The 17,467-nt window shown below is 68.1% G+C and carries 13 protein-coding genes and 1 pseudogene; all 14 read right to left on the minus strand.

The window, feature by feature from the left end; all coding sequences use genetic code 11:
* Positions 1 to 117: 117 nt before the first annotated feature.
* Positions 118 to 1,623: a cell division protein FtsZ gene (ftsZ, locus tag HNW77_RS13050; protein WP_172158149.1), complete on the minus strand. Its 1,506-nt coding sequence runs from the start codon at positions 1,621 to 1,623 to the stop codon at positions 118 to 120.
* 78 nt (positions 1,624 to 1,701) lie between these two features.
* Complete coding sequence (gene ftsA, locus HNW77_RS13055) at positions 1,702 to 3,108, minus strand: cell division protein FtsA (protein WP_172158151.1); 1,407 nt, start codon at positions 3,106 to 3,108, stop codon at positions 1,702 to 1,704.
* Positions 3,105 to 4,037 carry a cell division protein FtsQ/DivIB gene (locus HNW77_RS13060; protein WP_172158152.1) on the minus strand — a complete coding sequence of 311 codons (933 nt, stop codon included), beginning with the start codon at positions 4,035 to 4,037 and terminating at the stop codon, positions 3,105 to 3,107. Before HNW77_RS13060 ends, ftsA begins: the two co-directional genes overlap by 4 nt.
* Complete coding sequence (locus HNW77_RS13065) at positions 4,034 to 4,975, minus strand: D-alanine--D-alanine ligase (RefSeq protein ID WP_172158154.1); 942 nt, start codon at positions 4,973 to 4,975, stop codon at positions 4,034 to 4,036. The genes HNW77_RS13060 and HNW77_RS13065 overlap by 4 nt, the downstream gene beginning before the upstream one ends.
* Positions 4,972 to 5,943 (minus strand): UDP-N-acetylmuramate dehydrogenase, encoded by a 972-nt coding sequence (murB, locus tag HNW77_RS13070; protein WP_172158156.1) that lies wholly within the window; start codon positions 5,941 to 5,943, stop codon positions 4,972 to 4,974. The genes HNW77_RS13065 and murB overlap by 4 nt, the downstream gene beginning before the upstream one ends.
* On the minus strand, positions 5,940 to 7,388 hold the full coding sequence (gene murC / locus HNW77_RS13075) for a UDP-N-acetylmuramate--L-alanine ligase (RefSeq protein ID WP_172158157.1): 1,449 nt from the start codon (positions 7,386 to 7,388) through the stop codon (positions 5,940 to 5,942). Before murC ends, murB begins: the two co-directional genes overlap by 4 nt.
* A 33-nt stretch (positions 7,389 to 7,421) precedes the next feature.
* On the minus strand, positions 7,422 to 8,537 hold the full coding sequence (gene murG, locus HNW77_RS13080) for an undecaprenyldiphospho-muramoylpentapeptide beta-N-acetylglucosaminyltransferase (protein ID WP_172158159.1): 1,116 nt from the start codon (positions 8,535 to 8,537) through the stop codon (positions 7,422 to 7,424).
* Complete coding sequence (locus HNW77_RS13085; protein ID WP_172158161.1) at positions 8,534 to 9,700, minus strand: FtsW/RodA/SpoVE family cell cycle protein; 1,167 nt, start codon at positions 9,698 to 9,700, stop codon at positions 8,534 to 8,536. Before HNW77_RS13085 ends, murG begins: the two co-directional genes overlap by 4 nt.
* Positions 9,697 to 11,097, minus strand: a complete 1,401-nt coding sequence (gene murD / locus HNW77_RS13090) for a UDP-N-acetylmuramoyl-L-alanine--D-glutamate ligase (RefSeq protein WP_172158163.1) — start codon at positions 11,095 to 11,097, stop codon at positions 9,697 to 9,699. Before murD ends, HNW77_RS13085 begins: the two co-directional genes overlap by 4 nt.
* On the minus strand, positions 11,094 to 12,185 hold the full coding sequence (gene mraY / locus HNW77_RS13095) for a phospho-N-acetylmuramoyl-pentapeptide-transferase (protein WP_172158164.1): 1,092 nt from the start codon (positions 12,183 to 12,185) through the stop codon (positions 11,094 to 11,096). Before mraY ends, murD begins: the two co-directional genes overlap by 4 nt.
* Complete coding sequence (locus HNW77_RS13100; protein WP_172158166.1) at positions 12,185 to 13,576, minus strand: UDP-N-acetylmuramoyl-tripeptide--D-alanyl-D-alanine ligase; 1,392 nt, start codon at positions 13,574 to 13,576, stop codon at positions 12,185 to 12,187. The genes mraY and HNW77_RS13100 overlap by 1 nt, the downstream gene beginning before the upstream one ends.
* A complete protein-coding gene (locus HNW77_RS13105) occupies positions 13,573 to 15,042 on the minus strand; it encodes a UDP-N-acetylmuramoyl-L-alanyl-D-glutamate--2,6-diaminopimelate ligase (RefSeq protein ID WP_172158168.1) in 1,470 nt (489 codons plus the stop codon). Before HNW77_RS13105 ends, HNW77_RS13100 begins: the two co-directional genes overlap by 4 nt.
* 5 nt (positions 15,043 to 15,047) lie before the next feature.
* Positions 15,048 to 17,048: a peptidoglycan D,D-transpeptidase FtsI family protein gene (locus HNW77_RS13110; protein WP_408886843.1), complete on the minus strand. Its 2,001-nt coding sequence runs from the start codon at positions 17,046 to 17,048 to the stop codon at positions 15,048 to 15,050.
* 38 nt (positions 17,049 to 17,086) lie between these two features.
* Positions 17,087 to 17,467, minus strand: a pseudogene (locus tag HNW77_RS13115) (cell division protein FtsL); the annotation flags it as partial.

Raw genomic sequence — 17,467 nt, forward strand, 5'->3', positions numbered from 1 at the left:
ACTGGCATGACATCATGCTAGCGCCTTGTTCCCCGTCGGAACAGTCAAGGATTATTGCCTATTGTTACCTGTCTGCAAGGAACTGGCGCGGCCTCGTGGGGCCGCGCCAGGGTAGGGTCAGTGCGAACGGCGCCGCAGGAAGGCGGGGATATCGAGCCCCCCGTCATCAGGCTGCGTGGTGCCGCCCGGCGCAGGCGGGGCGGGGGGCTGCGCCGGCTGCTGCTGCTGCACCGAAGGCTCGGTGCGCTGCGGCTGCGGCGCCTCGGGCTGGGGCGGGGTGGAATGGCGGCGCAGTGCCCCGGTCACGATGCCGAACAGGCTGCGGGGGGCGGCCTGCGGCTCAGGCGCCTGCGGCCTGGCGTTTTCCGTAAACAGGGGCGAGCGCGGCGAGCCACGCTGCGCCTGCGGCGGCACGGCATGCGGGGATGGCGCGCGTGGCGCGGCGCCAATCGGGCGCTGCCCGGCACCCGGTGCCGGGGGCTGGCCGGGCCGGGGGGCGGCAGGGTGCTGTAGCGGCGGCGCGGGCGGCGCCTGCGGTGCAGTGGCCTGTGCCGTGGTGGGGGGCACAGGTGCCGTGGTCGCTTCCGGCGCGGGCTGCGCCGGGCTTGCGGGCTCGGCTGCCTCGGCAGGCTGGGGGGCGACGCGGCCCGGCGGATTGTCGATGCCCGTGGCCACGACCGAGACGCGGATCTTGCCATTGAGCGAGGTATCGATGGCTGAACCGAAGATGATGTTGGCGTCTTCCGCCACTTCCTCACGGATGCGGTTGGCCGCCTGGTCTACCTCGAACAGGGTCAGGTCTTCGCCGCCGGTGATGTTGATGAGCAGGCCCTGCGCGCCCTTCATCGAGGTATCTTCAAGCAGCGGGTTGGAGATCGCGGCCTCGGCGGCGGCAATGGCGCGGTTGTCGCCCTCGGCATCGCCCGTACCCATCATCGCCTTGCCCATTTCCGCCATGATGGTGCGGATATCAGCAAAATCGAGGTTGACGAGGCCCGGCGCCATCATGAGGTCGGTCACGCCGCGCACGCCCATGTACAGCACGTTGTCCGCCATCTTGAAGGCATCGCGCCAGCTCGTGCTCTCATTGGCCATGCGGAACAGGTTCTGGTTCGGGATCACGATCAGCGTGTCCACGAACTGCTGCAGTTCCGCAATGCCCGCCTCGGCCGACTTGGTGCGGCGCATGCCCTCGAACATGAAGGGCTTGGTCACCACGCCCACGGTCAGGATGCCGCGCTCGCGTGCCATGCGGGCAATGACGGGGGCCGCCCCCGTGCCGGTGCCGCCGCCCATGCCCGCGGTGATGAACACCATGTGCGCGCCATCAAGGTGGCGGGAGAGTTCATCGCATGCTTCCTCCGCCGCGGCGCGGCCGATCTCGGGCTTGGCACCCGCGCCGAGGCCCTGCGTCAGGTGCGGGCCAAGCTGGATGCGGCGATCGGCCTTGCTGTGCGAAAGCTGCTGGGCGTCCGTGTTGGCAACAATGAATTCCACGCCCTGCAACTGCGACTGGATCATGTTGTCCACCGCATTGGTACCACCGCCGCCAACCCCGATCACTGTAATGCGCGGGGTGAAATCGGAATGATTCTGCTGCGGGATGGTCAGGTTGAGGGTCATGCTGGGCTCCCGTATGGATGGGGGTAGGCGTGCGGGCATACTAACGGCAAAAGTACAATAAAGGGTTTCGGTGCAAGATCATACCCTATCACGTATGAAATCCACAAAACGTCTTACAAGGCCGCCCGGGCGGGCATCGCGGGTGTCGGGCTCGCCCATTTCATCGGCGGCGCCCGCAGCCCAGGCCAGCAGTCCGGCCGAGGTGGAGAACATGGGCCACGTGGCTGAATTTTCAGGCAGGCCCACAATGCGGCGCGGGCGGCCAAGGCGCACCTGCCGGTTGAGGATGCGCGCGGCCATGGGGCCGATTCCCTCAAGCAGCGAGCCGCCGCCCGTCAGGATCACGCGCCCATCGGCCGCAGGCCCTACGGCTGCCATTTCCAGCCTGTCACGTATCATTTCCAAGGTTTCCTCCACGCGGGGATGTATGATCGAGACAATCCTTGAGCGTGAAATTCTGACATAATGATGGTCGTTGTCGCCAATCAACTGCACGAGGATGGGCTCGTTATCGTCGCCTGCCAGCAGTTCGGCCGAGCCATACATGGTCTTGAGCCGCTCGGCACTGTCGATCGAGGTGGAAAGCCCCTGCGCAATATCGCGTGTGATATGCAGCCCCCCCACCGGAATCGTGGCCGTGTGCAGCAGCCTGCCTTCGCCAAATATCCCGATCGAGGTCAGCCCGCCGCCCATGTCCACCACGGTTGCGCCGAGGTTGCGCTCGTCCTCGCTCATCACCGCAAGCCCCGAGGCCAGTGGCGAGGACACCATGCCCGCGATCTTGAGTTCCACGCGCGAGAGCACGGCCTCGAGGTTGCGCAGCGCCGTGGTGTTGGCATCGATCACATGCAGCCGTGCCGAGAGCAGGTCGCACAGGTGCCCGCGCGGGTCGAGCACCTCCTGCGTGTCATCCACCGCATAGTCGAGCGGCAGGGTATGGATGGCCGAGCGCCCTTCCGATATGGCGCGCAGCCGCCCTTCGGCAATGATGCGGCTGACATCGCCCTGGGTAACCTCGCGCCCGCCAATGGGCCAGCGCGCGTTGATGTGCCGGCTCTCGGGGTGGCCGCATGACAGGTTGACGAAAATCGAATCGCGCCGCTCCGTCGCCATGTCCTCCGCCTGGGCCACGGCGTTGCGGATGGCCGATTCCGCCTCGCGCAGGTCCACGATTCCACCCGAGCGCACCCCGTGCGAGCGCCGCCAGCCATGGCCAAGGATGCGGATGGTATTGTCCGGCTCGCCGCGCCCGATCAGGCAGACGATCTTGGTCGAGCCGATATCAAGCACGCTGAACGGCCCGGTGCGCAGCTTGCGCGTGGGCATGCGCTCGGCAGCGGGCACAAGGGTTGCGGGCGCGCGCGGGCGGGGCACGCGGGCAGGGGCGGCAGGCCCCCTGATGGCTGGCACCGCAGGGGGTGCCGGTGTGGTCGTGCGTGTTGCGGGGAGGGTCGTCCTGACCGGCCCCGGCACTGGATACGTCATGCCCGCCTCCGTCTCAGGCCGTTATCGGGGGAAAGCCATGGCTGCGTGGGTGCCGGATCGCCCGTGGGGGCCGCCTGTGGCGGGCTGTCGCTCTGGTCTGGTCCATTGTTGTCATTCGGCGTCACGGGGTTCTCACGGATGATCAGGCGGTCTGGCAGGCGCATGTCTATGGCGATAACGGGCCGGTCGAGTATTTTTATGGTTTCCTGCATTTGTGCAAGGCGCTTGAGTGCTGCGGCTTCCTGCCCCTCGGGCAGCAGGATGGTCGTGCCGTTGCGCAGCGTCAGGTTCCATCGCCGCTGCCCCACGCGGGCTGCGGCCACGACATGGCTGCTCACCTCGGGCTGGGCCGTGAGTTCATCGATCATGGCGGCGGCGGCGAGATTGGCATCAGGCCCGACCACGAGCGGCAACTGGCGGAAGGCCTCGGCATCCTTGCCGGTCATGCCCTTGTCGCGCACCTGGTTGCCTGCCCGGTCGATCAGCATGAAATGTCCGTGATTCTGCCACACGGCAAAGGGCTGGCGCTCGAACAGGTGGATGAGGATGGTGCCCGGCAGGTGGCGCTCGACCACGGAATGATCGACAAAGGGCAGCGCATCGATGCGCTCGCGCGCCGCCTTGACCGAAAAGCCGAGAATGAAATCCCCCGTGCGCACGCCCAGCGCCTCCTGCAGCGCGCTTTCGCTGGTCAGCACGCAGCCGGTCACGTCAATCTCGGTCACGCGCAGCGGCAGCATGTTGATGATCCGCCCCCTGAGTGCCGCAAAGCGCGGGTCCGAGCCGACATGGCGCAGTGCCGTGACGCCGCCTGCCACCAGCCCGGCCAGCACCAGCACCAGCAGGGCCGGGCGGATCAGGCGTTTCTGGCGGCGCAGGAAGATCGACAGCCTTGATGGGCGGTCGCCGCTGTCGGTCGGTCGCCTCATGTACGGCAGGTCGCCTGGTCGATCATCCACTGGCACAGCGTGGCGTAGTCCATGCCACAGGCGGCGGCCTGCTCGGGCAGCAGCGATGTGGGGGTCATGCCCGGCTGGGTGTTGGTCTCCAGGATCACGAGGCGGCCGGGCCTGTCGCCGCCTGCCGTGTCGTCATAGCGGAAATCGGTGCGGCTTGCCCCCCGGCAGCCCAGTGCGCGATGGGTGGCCAGCGCCAGTTCGCATGCCTGCGCGAAAGCCGCGGGGTGGATGCGCGCGGGCAGTTCGTGGCATGAGCCGCCAGCGGCGTATTTGGCCTGGTAGTCATAAAAGGCGGGGCCGCTGCCGGTGGGGGTGATGTCGGTTACGGTCAGGGCGCGGTCGTGCAGCACGCCCACGGTCAGTTCGCGGCCGGGAATGTATTCCTCCACCAGCATGTGGGTGCCGAATGTCCAGCCCTGGGCGACCGCGGCGCGGCGGTTGCTGCCCGCGCGGATGATCTCCACGCCTACCGATGACCCCTCATTGAGCGGCTTGACCACGTAGGGCGCGGGCAGCGGGTCGGCGGGTTCGAGTTCGGCGGGGGTGAGGCACAGGCCGGTGGCGATGGGCAGGCCGGCTGCAGCAAACACGGCGCGCGCGGCCTCCTTGTCCATGGCGGTAGCCGAGGCTCGCACGCCGGAATGGGTGTAGGGGATGCCCATCCAGTCCAGTATGCCCTGAATCGATCCGTCCTCGCCAAAGCGCCCATGCAGGGCGTTGAACACGGCGTCGGGGCGGCTGGCCTGCAGGTCGCCCACCAGGGCCAGCAGGTCGGCGCCGGGGTCGATGACGTGCACGTCATGGCCCAGGCTGCGCAGCGCTTGGGCCACGTTGCGCCCGCTATCGAGGCTGACATCGCGCTCGGCGGAGAGGCCGCCCATCAGCACGCAGATGCGGCGGCGTTTCATGTGTCTTCTCCCGTGTCATGGGGGGCGGGCCGCCCGATGCGCTTTATTTCCCACCGCAGTGTGACCGCCGTATGGTCCTGCACGCGCTGGCGCACGACATCACCAAGCCGCTCGAGGTCGGCGGCGGTGGCTGTGCCGGTGTTGAGCATGAAGTTGCAGTGCTTCTCGCTGATCTGGGCGCCGCCCACCACAAGCCCGCGGCAGCCCGCGGCATCGATCAGTTCCCACGCCTTGCGCCCCGATTCGTCAGGAGCGGGGTTGCGGAAGGTGGAGCCACCCGTGCGCGCGCGCACCGGCTGGGCGCCCTCGCGTGCGGTGCGGATCTCGTCAATGCGCTGGCGGATGACAGCAGGCGGCGCTTCCTGCGCATTGAGGCGTGCGCGCACCACCACGGCCTGCGGCGGCAGGGTGGCATGGCGGTAGCCAAAATCAAGCGAGGCGGCAGGCAGGCGCAGCAGGCCGCCATCGCGGGTCACGATTTCCACCCAGTCCAGCACGGTGGCCATGTCCGAGCCGTAGGCGCCTGCGTTCATCGCCACCGCCCCGCCGATCGAGCCGGGAATGCCCGCCAGGAATTCAAGCCCCGCCAGGCCAGCTTCAGCCGCATGCTCGGCCACGGTCATGTCCAGGCAGGCAGCCCCCACGATCAGGCCATCCCCATCGCGGCGGATGGTTGAAAAACCACGGGCGAGGCGGATGACCAGCCCGTCAATCCCGCCATCGCGCACGATCACGTTCGAGCATGCGCCCAGCGCCAGCACCGGCACCTCAAGCGGCAGGCGGGCCAGCACCTGCGCCAGGTCCTCGGCGCTGGCGGGCTGGAACAGAAGTTCGGCAGCCCCCCCCACGCGGAACCATGTGCGCGGGCCAAGGGCGGCCTGCGGGGTCAGGCGGCCACGGGGGCGGCATGCGTCCGTGGCCAGAACCTGCGCCCATTGCGGCAGGGAGATGGCGGGGTCAGCGGTCATGAATGGGCATCCGCCTTCTGGGCAGGGGCATGGGCAATGCCCTGCAGGTCCGCAAGCTGCGCGGGCAGCGCCTGCGCCCAGTTGGTGATGCTGCCGGCGCCAAGGCATACCACGAAGTCACCGGGGCGGGCGATGGCGTTGATCATTTCCGCCAGGTGCTCCGGCCCTGGCAGCGGCACGACCGAGCGGTGCCCGCGCTCGCGCAGCCCCTCGACCAGCGCATCGCGGTCAATGCCCTCGATCGGCTGCTCGCCGGCGGCATACACATCGGCGATGATGACCGTGCCCGCGTCGTTCATGCAGGTGCAGAACTCGTTGAACAGGCTTTTCAGGCGCGAATAACGGTGCGGCTGCATTACCGCGATCACGTTGCCAGCCCCCGCCTGCCGTGCCGCCTTGAGCACGGCGGCGATCTCGACGGGGTGGTGGCCGTAATCATCGATGATGGTGATGCCCCCGGTCTCGCCCGTGCGGGTGAAGCGGCGCTTGACGCCACGGAAGGCGGCAAAGGCCGAGCGGATGGTGGCATCGTCGATTTCCATCTCGGTGCCCACCGCAATGGCCGCCAGCGCGTTCTGCACGTTGTGGTGGCCCAGCATGGGCAGGCGGAACGGCCCGGCCCGGCGCGAACGGTTGCGGTTGCGGTTGGTGATCACGACCTCGAAGGTCGCACCCAGCTTGTCGGTAATCACCTTCTCGGCGCGCACGTCGGCCTGGGGCGAGAAACCGTAGGTGATGATACGGTGGTCGGACAGGCGCGGGATCATCTGCTGCACGGCAGGGTGGTCGATGCACAGCACGGCAAAGCCGTAGAACGGAATGTTCGACACAAACTGGTCATACGCCGCCTGCATCGCCTCTTCCGTGCCCCAGTGGTCGAGGTGCTCGGGGTCCATGTTGGTGACTACCGTAATGACCGAGGGCAGGCGCAGGAACGAGCCATCGCTCTCATCGGCCTCGACCACCATCCAGTCGCCCGAGCCCATGCGGGTGTTGGTGCCGTATGCCTCGATGATGCCGCCATTGATGACCGTGGGGTCAAGCCTGGCTGCCTCGAGCACGGCGGCGACCAGGCTGGTCGTGGTGGTCTTGCCATGCGTGCCGCCAACAGCCACCGACCAGCGCAGGCGCATGAGTTCGGCCAGCATCTCGGCCCGGCGCACCACCGGGATTAGGCGCGCGCGCGCGGCCACCACCTCGGGGTTGTCGCGCTTGACCGCGGTGGAGGTGACCACCACCTGCGCCCCGCCAAGGTTGGCTGCGTCATGGCCGATGGTGACGGGAATGCCGGAGGCACGCAGGCGGGCGACATTGGCGCTCTCGGCAATGTCGGAGCCCTGCACCGCATAGCCAAGCATGTGCAGCACTTCGGCAATGCCGGACATGCCAATTCCGCCAATGCCGACGAAATGAATGGTGCCAATCGAAAGGGGCAGGGCTCTCATCTACTCAGGTCTCCGTATTCGCGCTGCCGGGAATTAAGCGGTGCGGGGCGTGTCAGGCAAGCGGGCTTCTATCATATCGGCCAGAAGGCGGGCGGCATCGGGGCGGCCAAGGCGGCTCGCGGCCTGCGCCGTGCGGGCCAGCAGGTCGCGGTCAGCCAACAGGGTGGTCAGGCGCTGCGTGAGCGCGGGGGTGGTGAAATCGGGCTGGCGGATCATCCACGCCGCCCCCGCATCAACCAGCGCCTGCGCATTGGCTCCCTGTTCATCGCGCGCGGCAATGGGCAGCGGCACCAGCACGGCAGGGCGGCCCGCCACCGTCAGTTCCGCTACCGATGAGCCACCTGCGCGGCCAATCACCAGATGGGCCGCGCGCAGCAGGCCGGGTACGTCATCAAGGAAGGGGGCAATGGTGGCGGGAATGCCCGCCGCCCTGTAGGCGGCCTGCACGCGTTCGACATCTTCCGCGCGGGCCTGCTGGGTTACCTGCAGCCGCGCGCGGAGTGCTGGCGGCAGGGCGGCAAGGGCTGGGGGCACCACGTCGCTGAACACGCGCGCGCCCAGCGAGCCCCCCCACACCAGCAGGTTGAGCACGCCGTTGGAGGGTTCATAGCCTTCCCCGCCCAGTGCCGCGATATCAGGGCGCACCGGCATGCCGGTCAGCGTTGTGGGTACGCCCGCGGGCACGCCCGCCACCGTGGGGAAGGACGTGGCGATGCCATCCATGCGCGCGGCCAGGAAGCCATTGGCCTTGCCCAGCACGGCATTGCCTTCATGGATGAACAGCAGCGGGCGGTGGCTTTTGCCCAGCAGGCTGCCGCCAAGCAGCGGCGGCACGGAGGGGTAGCCGCCAAAGCCGATGATGGCGGCAGGGCGGAGGCGGCCAATAATGCCGCGTGCCTGCACCGTGCCCCGCGCCAGCGCAAGTGCCGCCCGGCTGGCCCGCACCAGCCCGCGCCCGGCAATGCCGGCACCGGGCAGCACGAATTGCGGACGGCCTGCAAACACGCCCGTGTCGCGCTCGCCCGCGCGCTGGTCGGTCATGAGCATGATGTCATGACCCCGGCGCACCAGTTCGCAGGCCAGTGCCTCGGCAGGGAAGAAGTGGCCGCCGGTGCCCCCGGCCGCCACGGCAATGCAGTGTTGGGTCATGACGATCCTCTCGGTGCGGGAGCAGGGGCTGGCGTAAACTGCCCGAAGCGGTTCTCGTTGGGCCGGTTGCGCGTCAGCGCCAGCACCAGCCCGATGGTCAGTGCCACCGACATGGCCGATGAGCCGCCATAGGAAATGAACGGCAGCGTCATGCCCTTGGTCGGGATGAGGTGCAGCGTCGAGCCCATGTTGACAAAGGCCTGCAGCCCGAAGCCGGTGACCAGCCCCGCGGTTGCCACCGCAATGAAGGGATCGTTCTCGCGCAGCAGCTTGAGCAGGGTGCGGATGACGATGGTGGCGAATACGCCGATGATGAACAGGCACACCAGCATGCCGAATTCCTCGCCCGCGACCGCAAACACGAAATCGGCATGCGCATCGGGCAGCAGGTCCTTCACCCGTCCTTCACCCGGCCCGCGCCCCAGCAGGCCGCCATTGCCAAAGGCGCGGAGCGCCGTGTCGATCTGGTAATGGTCACCCACGGCCGGATGCAGGAAGCGCTCCACGCGCGAACGCACATGCGGAAACACCATATACGCGCCAATAAACGCCGCCACCATGCTGGCAACCCCCGCGCCGACCAGGAACAGGCTCAGCCCATCCACAAAGAGCTGTGCCAGGAACACGGTGGTGATCACGCTCAGCATGCCGATATCGGGCTGCGACTTGAGCAGCAGCAGCACGAGCGCGAACAGCCCCAGCGCCACCAGCAGGCCGGGCAGATATGTGCGTGTCCTGCGCTCGGTCAGCAGCCAGGCGGTGACCACGGCAAAGAAGGGCTTGAGAAATTCCGAGGGCTGGACCGACATCATGGGCAGCGCGATCCACCGCCGCGCGCCCTTGATCTCGATGCCATGCACAAGGGTGAGGAAGGTCGCGCCAAGGGCGAGCACGAAGCCGATCCACCCCACCAGCCGCACCCCGCGCAGCGAAAGGAGCGAGGTGGCGCACACGATGACCGCCGCAAGCAGCAGGAAGACGACCTGCTTGAAAATGAACATATCGCGCGAGGCACCAATGCGCACCGCCACCGCCGGGCTTGCCGCCAGCATCAGGATATAGCCGAACCCGATCAGGATACACACGCAGATCAGTGTGACCCGGTCGATGCTCCGCCACCATCGCGCCAGATGCGAGGTGTTTATGCGCGACAGGTTGCTCATTGCGCGGCGGTGCCCTCCGGGCCTGCCGCAAGGGCGTGCACCAGTTCGGCAAACCGCGCGCCCCGGGCTTCAAAACCGCTGAACTGGTCAAAACTGGCGCAGGCGGGCGAGAGCATGACCGTGTTCACGCCCAGCGCGCGGGCGGCCTCACGCGCCTCGGGCACGGCGCGCTCCAGGGTTCCGACAATGCGGCAGGGCACGTCATGCTGCGCCAGCGTTCGGGCCAGCACCGGCGCGTCGCGCCCGATCAGCAGCGCCAGCGCCACCCGCCCGAACAGCGGCGCAAGCGGCTCGATCCCGCCCGCCTTGGCCGTGCCGCCCGCAATCCACACCATGCGCTCATGGCAGGCCAGCGCGCGGGCCGTGGCATCGGCATTGGTGGCCTTGCTGTCATTGATGAAGCGGATGCCCTCCACGCTGCCCACCGTTTTCTGCCGGTGGTCCAGCGCGCTGAAGCTGCGCAGCGCGCCCTCCACCGCAGCCCGTGGCAGGCCCAGATGCAGCGCCATGGCCGTGGCTGCGGCCGCGTTCTCGCGGTTATGGGTACCGGGCAGGTCGGGCACGTGGGCCAGGTCGGCAATCACGCCATGGCGGTCGCACAACGCGTGCGGCGTGCAGTAGAAATCGCATTGCGCGATGTCCGCGCCGCTGATGCACGCCACGGTGGCGCGGGTTGGCGCAAGCAGGCGGTTCAGGCTGGCGTAATCGGGCAGGGTGGCACCCAGCACGGCCAGGTCGCCCGGCCCCTGATGGTCGAATACATGCATCTTGGCCCGCGTGTAGCCTGCCATGTCGCCGTGCCGGTCGAGGTGATCGGGGGTGAGGTTGAGCAGGCAGGCGGCATCAAAATGCAGCCGCTCCAGCCGCTCGAGCATGTACGATGACATTTCCAGCACGTACACGCCATCATCAGGCAGCAGCGCCAGGCTGAGTGCCGCCGGGCCAAGGTTGCCACCGGCTGCCACCGGTATGCCGCCACAGGCCAGCATATGCGCCAGCAGCACGGTGGTGGTGGACTTGCCATTGGTGCCGGTAATGCCCGCAAAGCGCGCCCGGCTGCCTGCCGCCCGCACCGCGCGGAACAGCAGTTCGGCATCCGACAGGATCGGTACGCCCGCATCCTTCGCCATGGTGGCCAGCGGGTGCGGGCTGGGCAGGTGGTGCGGAATGCCGGGCGAGAGCACAAGCCCCGCCAGCCCCAGCATGTTGGCAAATGGCGCAACCTTCAGGCGCGGGTGGGCGGCAAGGGCCGCGCGTGCTTCGGCCCGGTCATCCCACGCCTGCACGCTCGCGCCCATGGCCAGCAGGGCGGCAACGGCGGCATTGCCGTTACGGCCAAGGCCCGCCACGCCATAATGGTGGCCTGCGAACAGGGTGGGGGGGAAGGTGGCGCTCACCGCAGTTTCAGCGTGGCCAGACCACACAGCCCCAGCACGATGGATACGATCCAGAACCGGATCACGATCTTGGATTCCGCCCAGCCCTTTTTCTCGAAATGGTGGTGCAGCGGCGCCATCAGGAACACGCGCCGCCCGGTGCGCTTGTACCAGAACACCTGGATGATGACCGAAAACGTTTCCACCACGAACAGCCCGCCCACGATGCACAGCACCAGTTCATGCTTGACCGCAACAGCCACCGCACCCAGCGCCCCGCCAAGGGCAAGCGAGCCGGTATCGCCCATGAACACGGCGGCAGGCGGCGCGTTGAACCACAGAAAGCCCAGCCCCGCGCCCACAAGGGCGGAGCAGAACACCCCAAGTTCGCCCGTGCCGGGCACGGCGTGCAGTTGCAGGTAGTCGGCAAACACATGGTTGCCCACCAGGTAGGAAATCAGCGCGAACACGAGGGCTGCCACAATGACCGGCACGATGGCCAGCCCGTCCAGCCCGTCGGTAAAGTTCACGGCGTTGCCGAACCCGGTGATGGTGATCATGGCAAAGAGCGGGAAGGCATAGCCCAGTGGTACCAGCAGGTCCTTGACGAACGGAAAGGCGAGGTGGTTGGCAAGGTCGGGCGGCATCATGTGCTCGAGCCAGATGCCGCCGATCAGCGAGGCCCCGAACTCGCAGCCCAGCCGCATGCGCTTGGACACGCCATCGGTATTGCGGCGCGAGAGCTTGAGGTAGTCATCGGCAAAGCCCACCGCGCCAAAGGCCGCCGTGGTGAGCATGACCGCCCACACGAAGCCGTTGGTCAGGTCCGCCCACAGCAGGGTCGAGCCGAACAGCGAGAGCAGGATCAGCACGCCGCCCATGGTGGGGGTGCCGACCTTTTCAATCAGGTGGCGTTCCGGCCCGAGCTTGCGGATGGGCTGGCCCCCGCGCTGGATGCGGCGCAACTGCGCGATCAGCGGGTTGCCCAGGCACAGGCTGATGACCAGCGCGGTCAGGCAGGCAGCACCCGAGCGGAACGTGATGTAGCGGAACAGGTTGAGCACGGAGGTATGGGCCGCGGCATGGTGCTCGAACAGGTCATAGAGCATCAGGCCGGTCCCACCGGGGCATCATCGGCCTGCAGGGCGGCTACGACATGGCGCATGCGGCTGCCAAGGCTGCCCTTGACCATGACCGTATCACCCGCGCGCAGGCCAGCGCGCACCAGGGGGGCAAGCGTGGTGGAATCAGGCGCCCAGGCGCCCCGCAGGGCAGGAGGCAGGCTGTCAAAAAGTATTTTCATATTCGGGCCGCAACAGAAGACAGCATCCGCATTCGCGCGGACGGCAGGGAGAAGGGAGGCATGCTCATGCCGCGCAAACGTGCCAAGTTCAAGCATGTCGCCCAGCACGGCGATGCGCCGCCCCGTGGCAACCAGCCCGAGCAGGTCGAGTGCGGCGCGGACAGACGCCGGTGAGGCATTATAGCTCTCATCAAGCAGGGCAACATTGTCATGCATCACCTTTGCAAGCGCGCCCCGCCCGGCACCGGGGCGGAAGGTGGCAAGGCCCGCCACGGCCCGGCCCATGTCCGCGCCCGCCGCATGTGCTGCCGCCAGCGCCAGCATGGCGTTTTCAGCCATGTGGCGGCCCGGCGCGTTGACGCGTGCCACGCCCCGCCAGCCCGGCAGCGTGAGGCTGAAGGTGCTGCCATGCGCATCCTGCGCCACGTCATCCGCCCGCGCGGTGCACTCCGGCGTCGTGCCCACGCGCCACAGCATGGCCCCGACATGGGTGGCGTTGCGTTCAAAATGGGTATTTCCCGCAATCCCGGCGGGAATGACGCCAATGCCCCCCGCAGGCAGGGCCAGCAGGAGTTCCGCCTTTTCTTGGGCTATGGCATCGATGCTGCCCATCAGCCCCAGATGCGATGCAGCCACCGTGGTCACTACCGCCACGTCGGGCCGCACCATGGCGGCGAGCGGCGCGATCTCGCCCGGGTGGTTCATGCCGATCTCGCACACGCAATAGGCACTTGCCGCGGGCAGGCGCGCCAGCGTGAGCGGCACGCCCCAGTGATTGTTATAGGATGCCACGGCGCAATGGGTCGGCCCGCATGCGCCCAGTGCTGCATGCAGCATGTCCTTGACCGAGGTCTTCCCCACGCTGCCTGTTACGGCCAGCATGCGGCCCGCAAAACGCGCGCGGGCAAAGCGGGCCATGCCCTGCAGGGCGGCCAGCGTGTCCTCCACCTTCAGGATGCGCGGATCATCGCCGCAGGGCTCGTGCGCCACCACGGCGGCAGCACCCGCGGCAAGGGCGGCGGCGGCATGCGCATGCCCGTTGCTGTTCTCGCCAATCAGCGCAATGAACACATCGCCAGGCTGAAGCGTGCGGGTATCGATCGAGACGCCGGTGCCCGCAATGACCCCTGCGCCAGATGATGGAAAACGCCCCGATGTCGCGGCCTCAAGGTCCGCGCGGCTCCATAGCACTGTCATTCAGTCCCCGTCAGGCCACGGATCGCCGTGGCATCATCAAATGGCAGCACCGCATCACCCACGATCTGCCCCTGTTCATGGCCCTTGCCCGCCACCACCAGCACGTCGCCTGCGCCCAGCATGTCCAGCCCCGCCGCAATGGCCTGCCTGCGGTCACCGATCTCGATGGCGCCGGGGCTGGCCGCCATGATGGCGGCGCGAATGGCGGCGGGCGGCTCGCTGCGCGGGTTGTCATCGGTCACGATCACGGTATCGGCCAACTGCGTGGCGGTGGCGCCCATCACGGGTCGCTTGCCCCGGTCGCGGTCGCCGCCAGCCCCCATCACGATCACCAGCCTGCCCGGCGTGTGGGGGCGCAGCGAGTGCAGCAGGCGGCCAATGGCATCGGGCGTGTGGGCAAAATCGACATAGGCGGCCGCCCCGCCCGGCAGCACGGCGGCGCGCTCCAGCCTGCCACGCACGCCCTGCAGCCGGGGCAGGAGGGCAAGGGCGCGCGCGGGCGCATCATCCGCGCGGCCGGACAGGGCCGCGGCCATGAGCAGGTTATCAACCTGGAAGCGGCCGACCAGATTGATGCTGATCTCGTGTTGCCCCCATGGGGTGGCGATGCGCAGGTCCTGCCCCGTGGGGGTGGCGCGAACGGAGAGCAGGCGGAGGGTCTCGCCCTGCATGCCGGTGGTGCGCAGCACGAGGGCGCGGCTGCGTGCAATGGCGCGCACGGCGGCGCAGGTCTCGCCGTCCATGTCCGCATTGATGGCGGCGATGCCCCCTTCGGGCAGGATCGTGTCGAACAGGCGCAGCTTGGCCATGCGGTAATGCGCGGTGGTGCCGTGATAGTCCAGATGGTCGTGGGTGAGGTTGCTGAAGCCCGCGGCATAGGGCGTGAGCCCATCCAGCCTGCGCTGCTCAAGCCCGTGCGATGACGCCTCGATGGCGACATGCTCCACACCGCCCGCCGCCATGGCGCCAAGCAGGCGCATCAGGCCCACGCTGTCGGGCGTGGTGAGCACGGGGCCGCAATCGGGCAGCGGGCATGGGGCCACCGCGCCCAGCGTGCCGATGGTGGCGGCCTGCATTCCTTCCAGCGTCCAGATCTGGCGCAGGAATTCCGCCGTGCTGGTCTTGCCGTTGGTGCCGGTAATGGCTGCGATGTGGGCGGGCAGGCGGGGGGCGAGCGCCCGCGCGATCAGGGCCACGGCACGGCGTGCATCCGCCACCTGCACGCAGGCAACCCCCGGCGGCGGCACGAAATCGGGGTCGGCCTGCACCAGTACGGCCGCCACGCCATTGGCTACGGCCTGCGGTATGTACGCCCGCCCATCCGCCCGCGTGCCACGCAGGGCGGCAAAGATCACGCCAGGCCCGGTTGCGCGGCTGTCTGCCGTGATGGCGCTGACAGGACCGGCGGCAGGCACGGGCTGCAAGGCCTCCACGCCCGCGCGGTGCAGGAGTTCGGTCAGGTTCATGCGTGTCATCCCCGCTCGTGCTGGTGGTGGGCGGGCGCGGGCCCGGCTTCATTGCGGGCATGCAGGGCATGGCTGGCGGGTGTTGCCTCGGTCACGTCACGCGCGGCATGGGGGCGTGTGGCATGGGGCGCGGTTTCATGCTCATGCTCATGCAGTTTGGCCGTGCCGGGGTCATAGCCCGGCCCCAACGCGCGGTAGCCACGCGGTATGGCAGGCCGCATGGGAATGGCCAGCGAAGCCTCGATTGCGGCTTCATGCTGCGTATCGGGGAACAGCCCGAGCATGGGGGCAATGCGCGTGATCATGTGGGCCGTGGTGGGGGCCGCGTTCCACCCTGCCGTGGTCCAGCCATGGGTCTGGGCGGTGGGCTTGGGGCTGTCGAGCATGACGTAGATGGCGTAGCGCGGCGCGTTCATGGGGAAGATGCCGGTAAAGGCCGAGACGTTGACATGCTTGAGGTAGCCGCCATGCGCGCCGATCTTTTCCGCCGTGCCGGTCTTGCCGCCCACGTAATAGCCCGGTGATTCCGCCTTCTGCCCCGTGCCCTTGGCCACGTCGAGGCGCAGGATCCTGCGCAGGATATCGGAATTGGCGGCCGAGATCAGGCGCTCCGCATCCGCGGGCATGGCGGCATCGGCATCAGCGGGTGCATCCGTCGTGGCGGGGCTGTCCGCCGCGACAAGGGTGGGCCGGAGCAGGAAGCCGCCATTGGCCGTGGCCGCCGTGCCGCGCACGATGGAAAGCGGTGGCTCCGCCACGCCATGGCCGAATGCCACCGTCATGGTGGTCGATACCCCCCAGTTATGCACCGACGGGATGATGGGCCGCCCGGCCTCGGGCAGTTCGATCGGCACGCGCGAGAAGAAGCCCATCCTGCGCAGCCACTCCTGCTGGCGGGTGGCACCCGCATCGAGCGCGATATGGGCGGCAGCGGGGTTGGAGGAATAGGCCATGACCTCGGGCAGCGACAGCCACGGGGCGAAGTGGTCGTTCTTCATGTCCGAGATGGTAAAGCGGCCGATCTTGATGGGCGTGCTCGAAAAACTGTCCCAGATATGGGCGACGCCTTCCTGCAGCGCCATGGCCACGGTCTGGAGCTTGAAGGTCGAGCCGGGTTCGTACATGCCCGTCACGGCGCGGTTGAAGCGGGCATCGGCGGCGGCGCGGCCAAAGTCGTTGGCGTCATAATCGGGCAGGCTGACCATGGTGATGATCTCGCCGGTATGCACGTCCATCACGATGGCGCAGGCGCCGATGGCCTGGAACATGTCCATAGCGGCCTGGAGTTCGTCATGCACCACGGTCTGCACCCGTACGTCGAGCGACAGGCGCAGGGGCTGGCTGTCACTGTCGAGGCGCTTGTCAAAATACCGCTCGATGCCGGCCACGCCATGATCATCGATATCCACGCCGCCCAGGATGTGGGCGGCCACGCGGCCCATGGGGTAGCGGCGGCGCTCGCCGGGCTCGAAATAGATGCCGGGAATGCCGAGGTTGTTGATGGCGAGTTCCTGCGCGGGCGAGATGTCACGCGCCAGATAGACGAACTGCTTGTTCAGCGACAGGCGGCGCTTCGTCTCGGCTTCGTCCAGGCTGGGCAGCGCGTGCTTGAGCCGGTGGGCGGCATCGCTCGCGTCGATCATTTCCTGCGGGTTGGCATAGACCTGGGCCACCGGCAGCGACATGGCCAGCACCTGCCCGTTGCGGTCGGTGACCGAGGCCCGGTGCACCTGCGGCAGCACCACATCGCCCGCGATCATCCCCTTGGGGTCGCTTTTGGGGATGGGGGGCACCTGTGGCGCGATCTGCTGCTGCTGTGGCGGCAGGGGGTTGATGATCGTGGCCAGGGTCAGCTTGAGCGCAATGGCTGAAAACAGCAGGCAGAACCCCCCGGCCACGACCACAAGGCGCGCATGCATGCGGTCCTGCGCCATAAGCGTGCGCAGGCTCCCCCCGGGGGGAGCCTGTCCACCTTTGTCTGGCTGGTTGCGAAAAGGGTCTGGCATGCGGGTTCCGGGCTACAGGGCCGGTAGGGGAGAGACGGTCAGTTGCTGACAGGCACCGGCGGCGGCAGGCTTGTCACATGCGGCGTGCCCAGTGAACTGCCTCCCATGCGGGGTGCGGCGGTGGGGTGCCATGCCGCCTCGGCTATGTCCGGGCTGCGCGGGCGGTAGCTCGCGGCCATGCGGGCAGGGGCGATCATGCTCTCATGCGGGCTGGGCGGCAGGTGCACCGGCTCGGCCGTGGCCATGCGCTGCTCGGGCAGGCGGGCGTGGTCGGGGGCATGCACGGGTGCGCGCGGCTCGATCTGGGCCATGGCGCGGGCCAGCCCGTCATGCGGGGCTGCCGGATCGGCATGGCGGGCGGGCAGCCCCGCCACGGCATGCTCGACACGAGGGGCCGCCACGGGGGCCGCCATCACGGG

The sequence above is a fragment of the Komagataeibacter melomenusus genome (assembly GCF_013155395.1).
GTDB classification, from domain to species: Bacteria; Pseudomonadota; Alphaproteobacteria; order Acetobacterales; family Acetobacteraceae; genus Komagataeibacter; species Komagataeibacter melomenusus.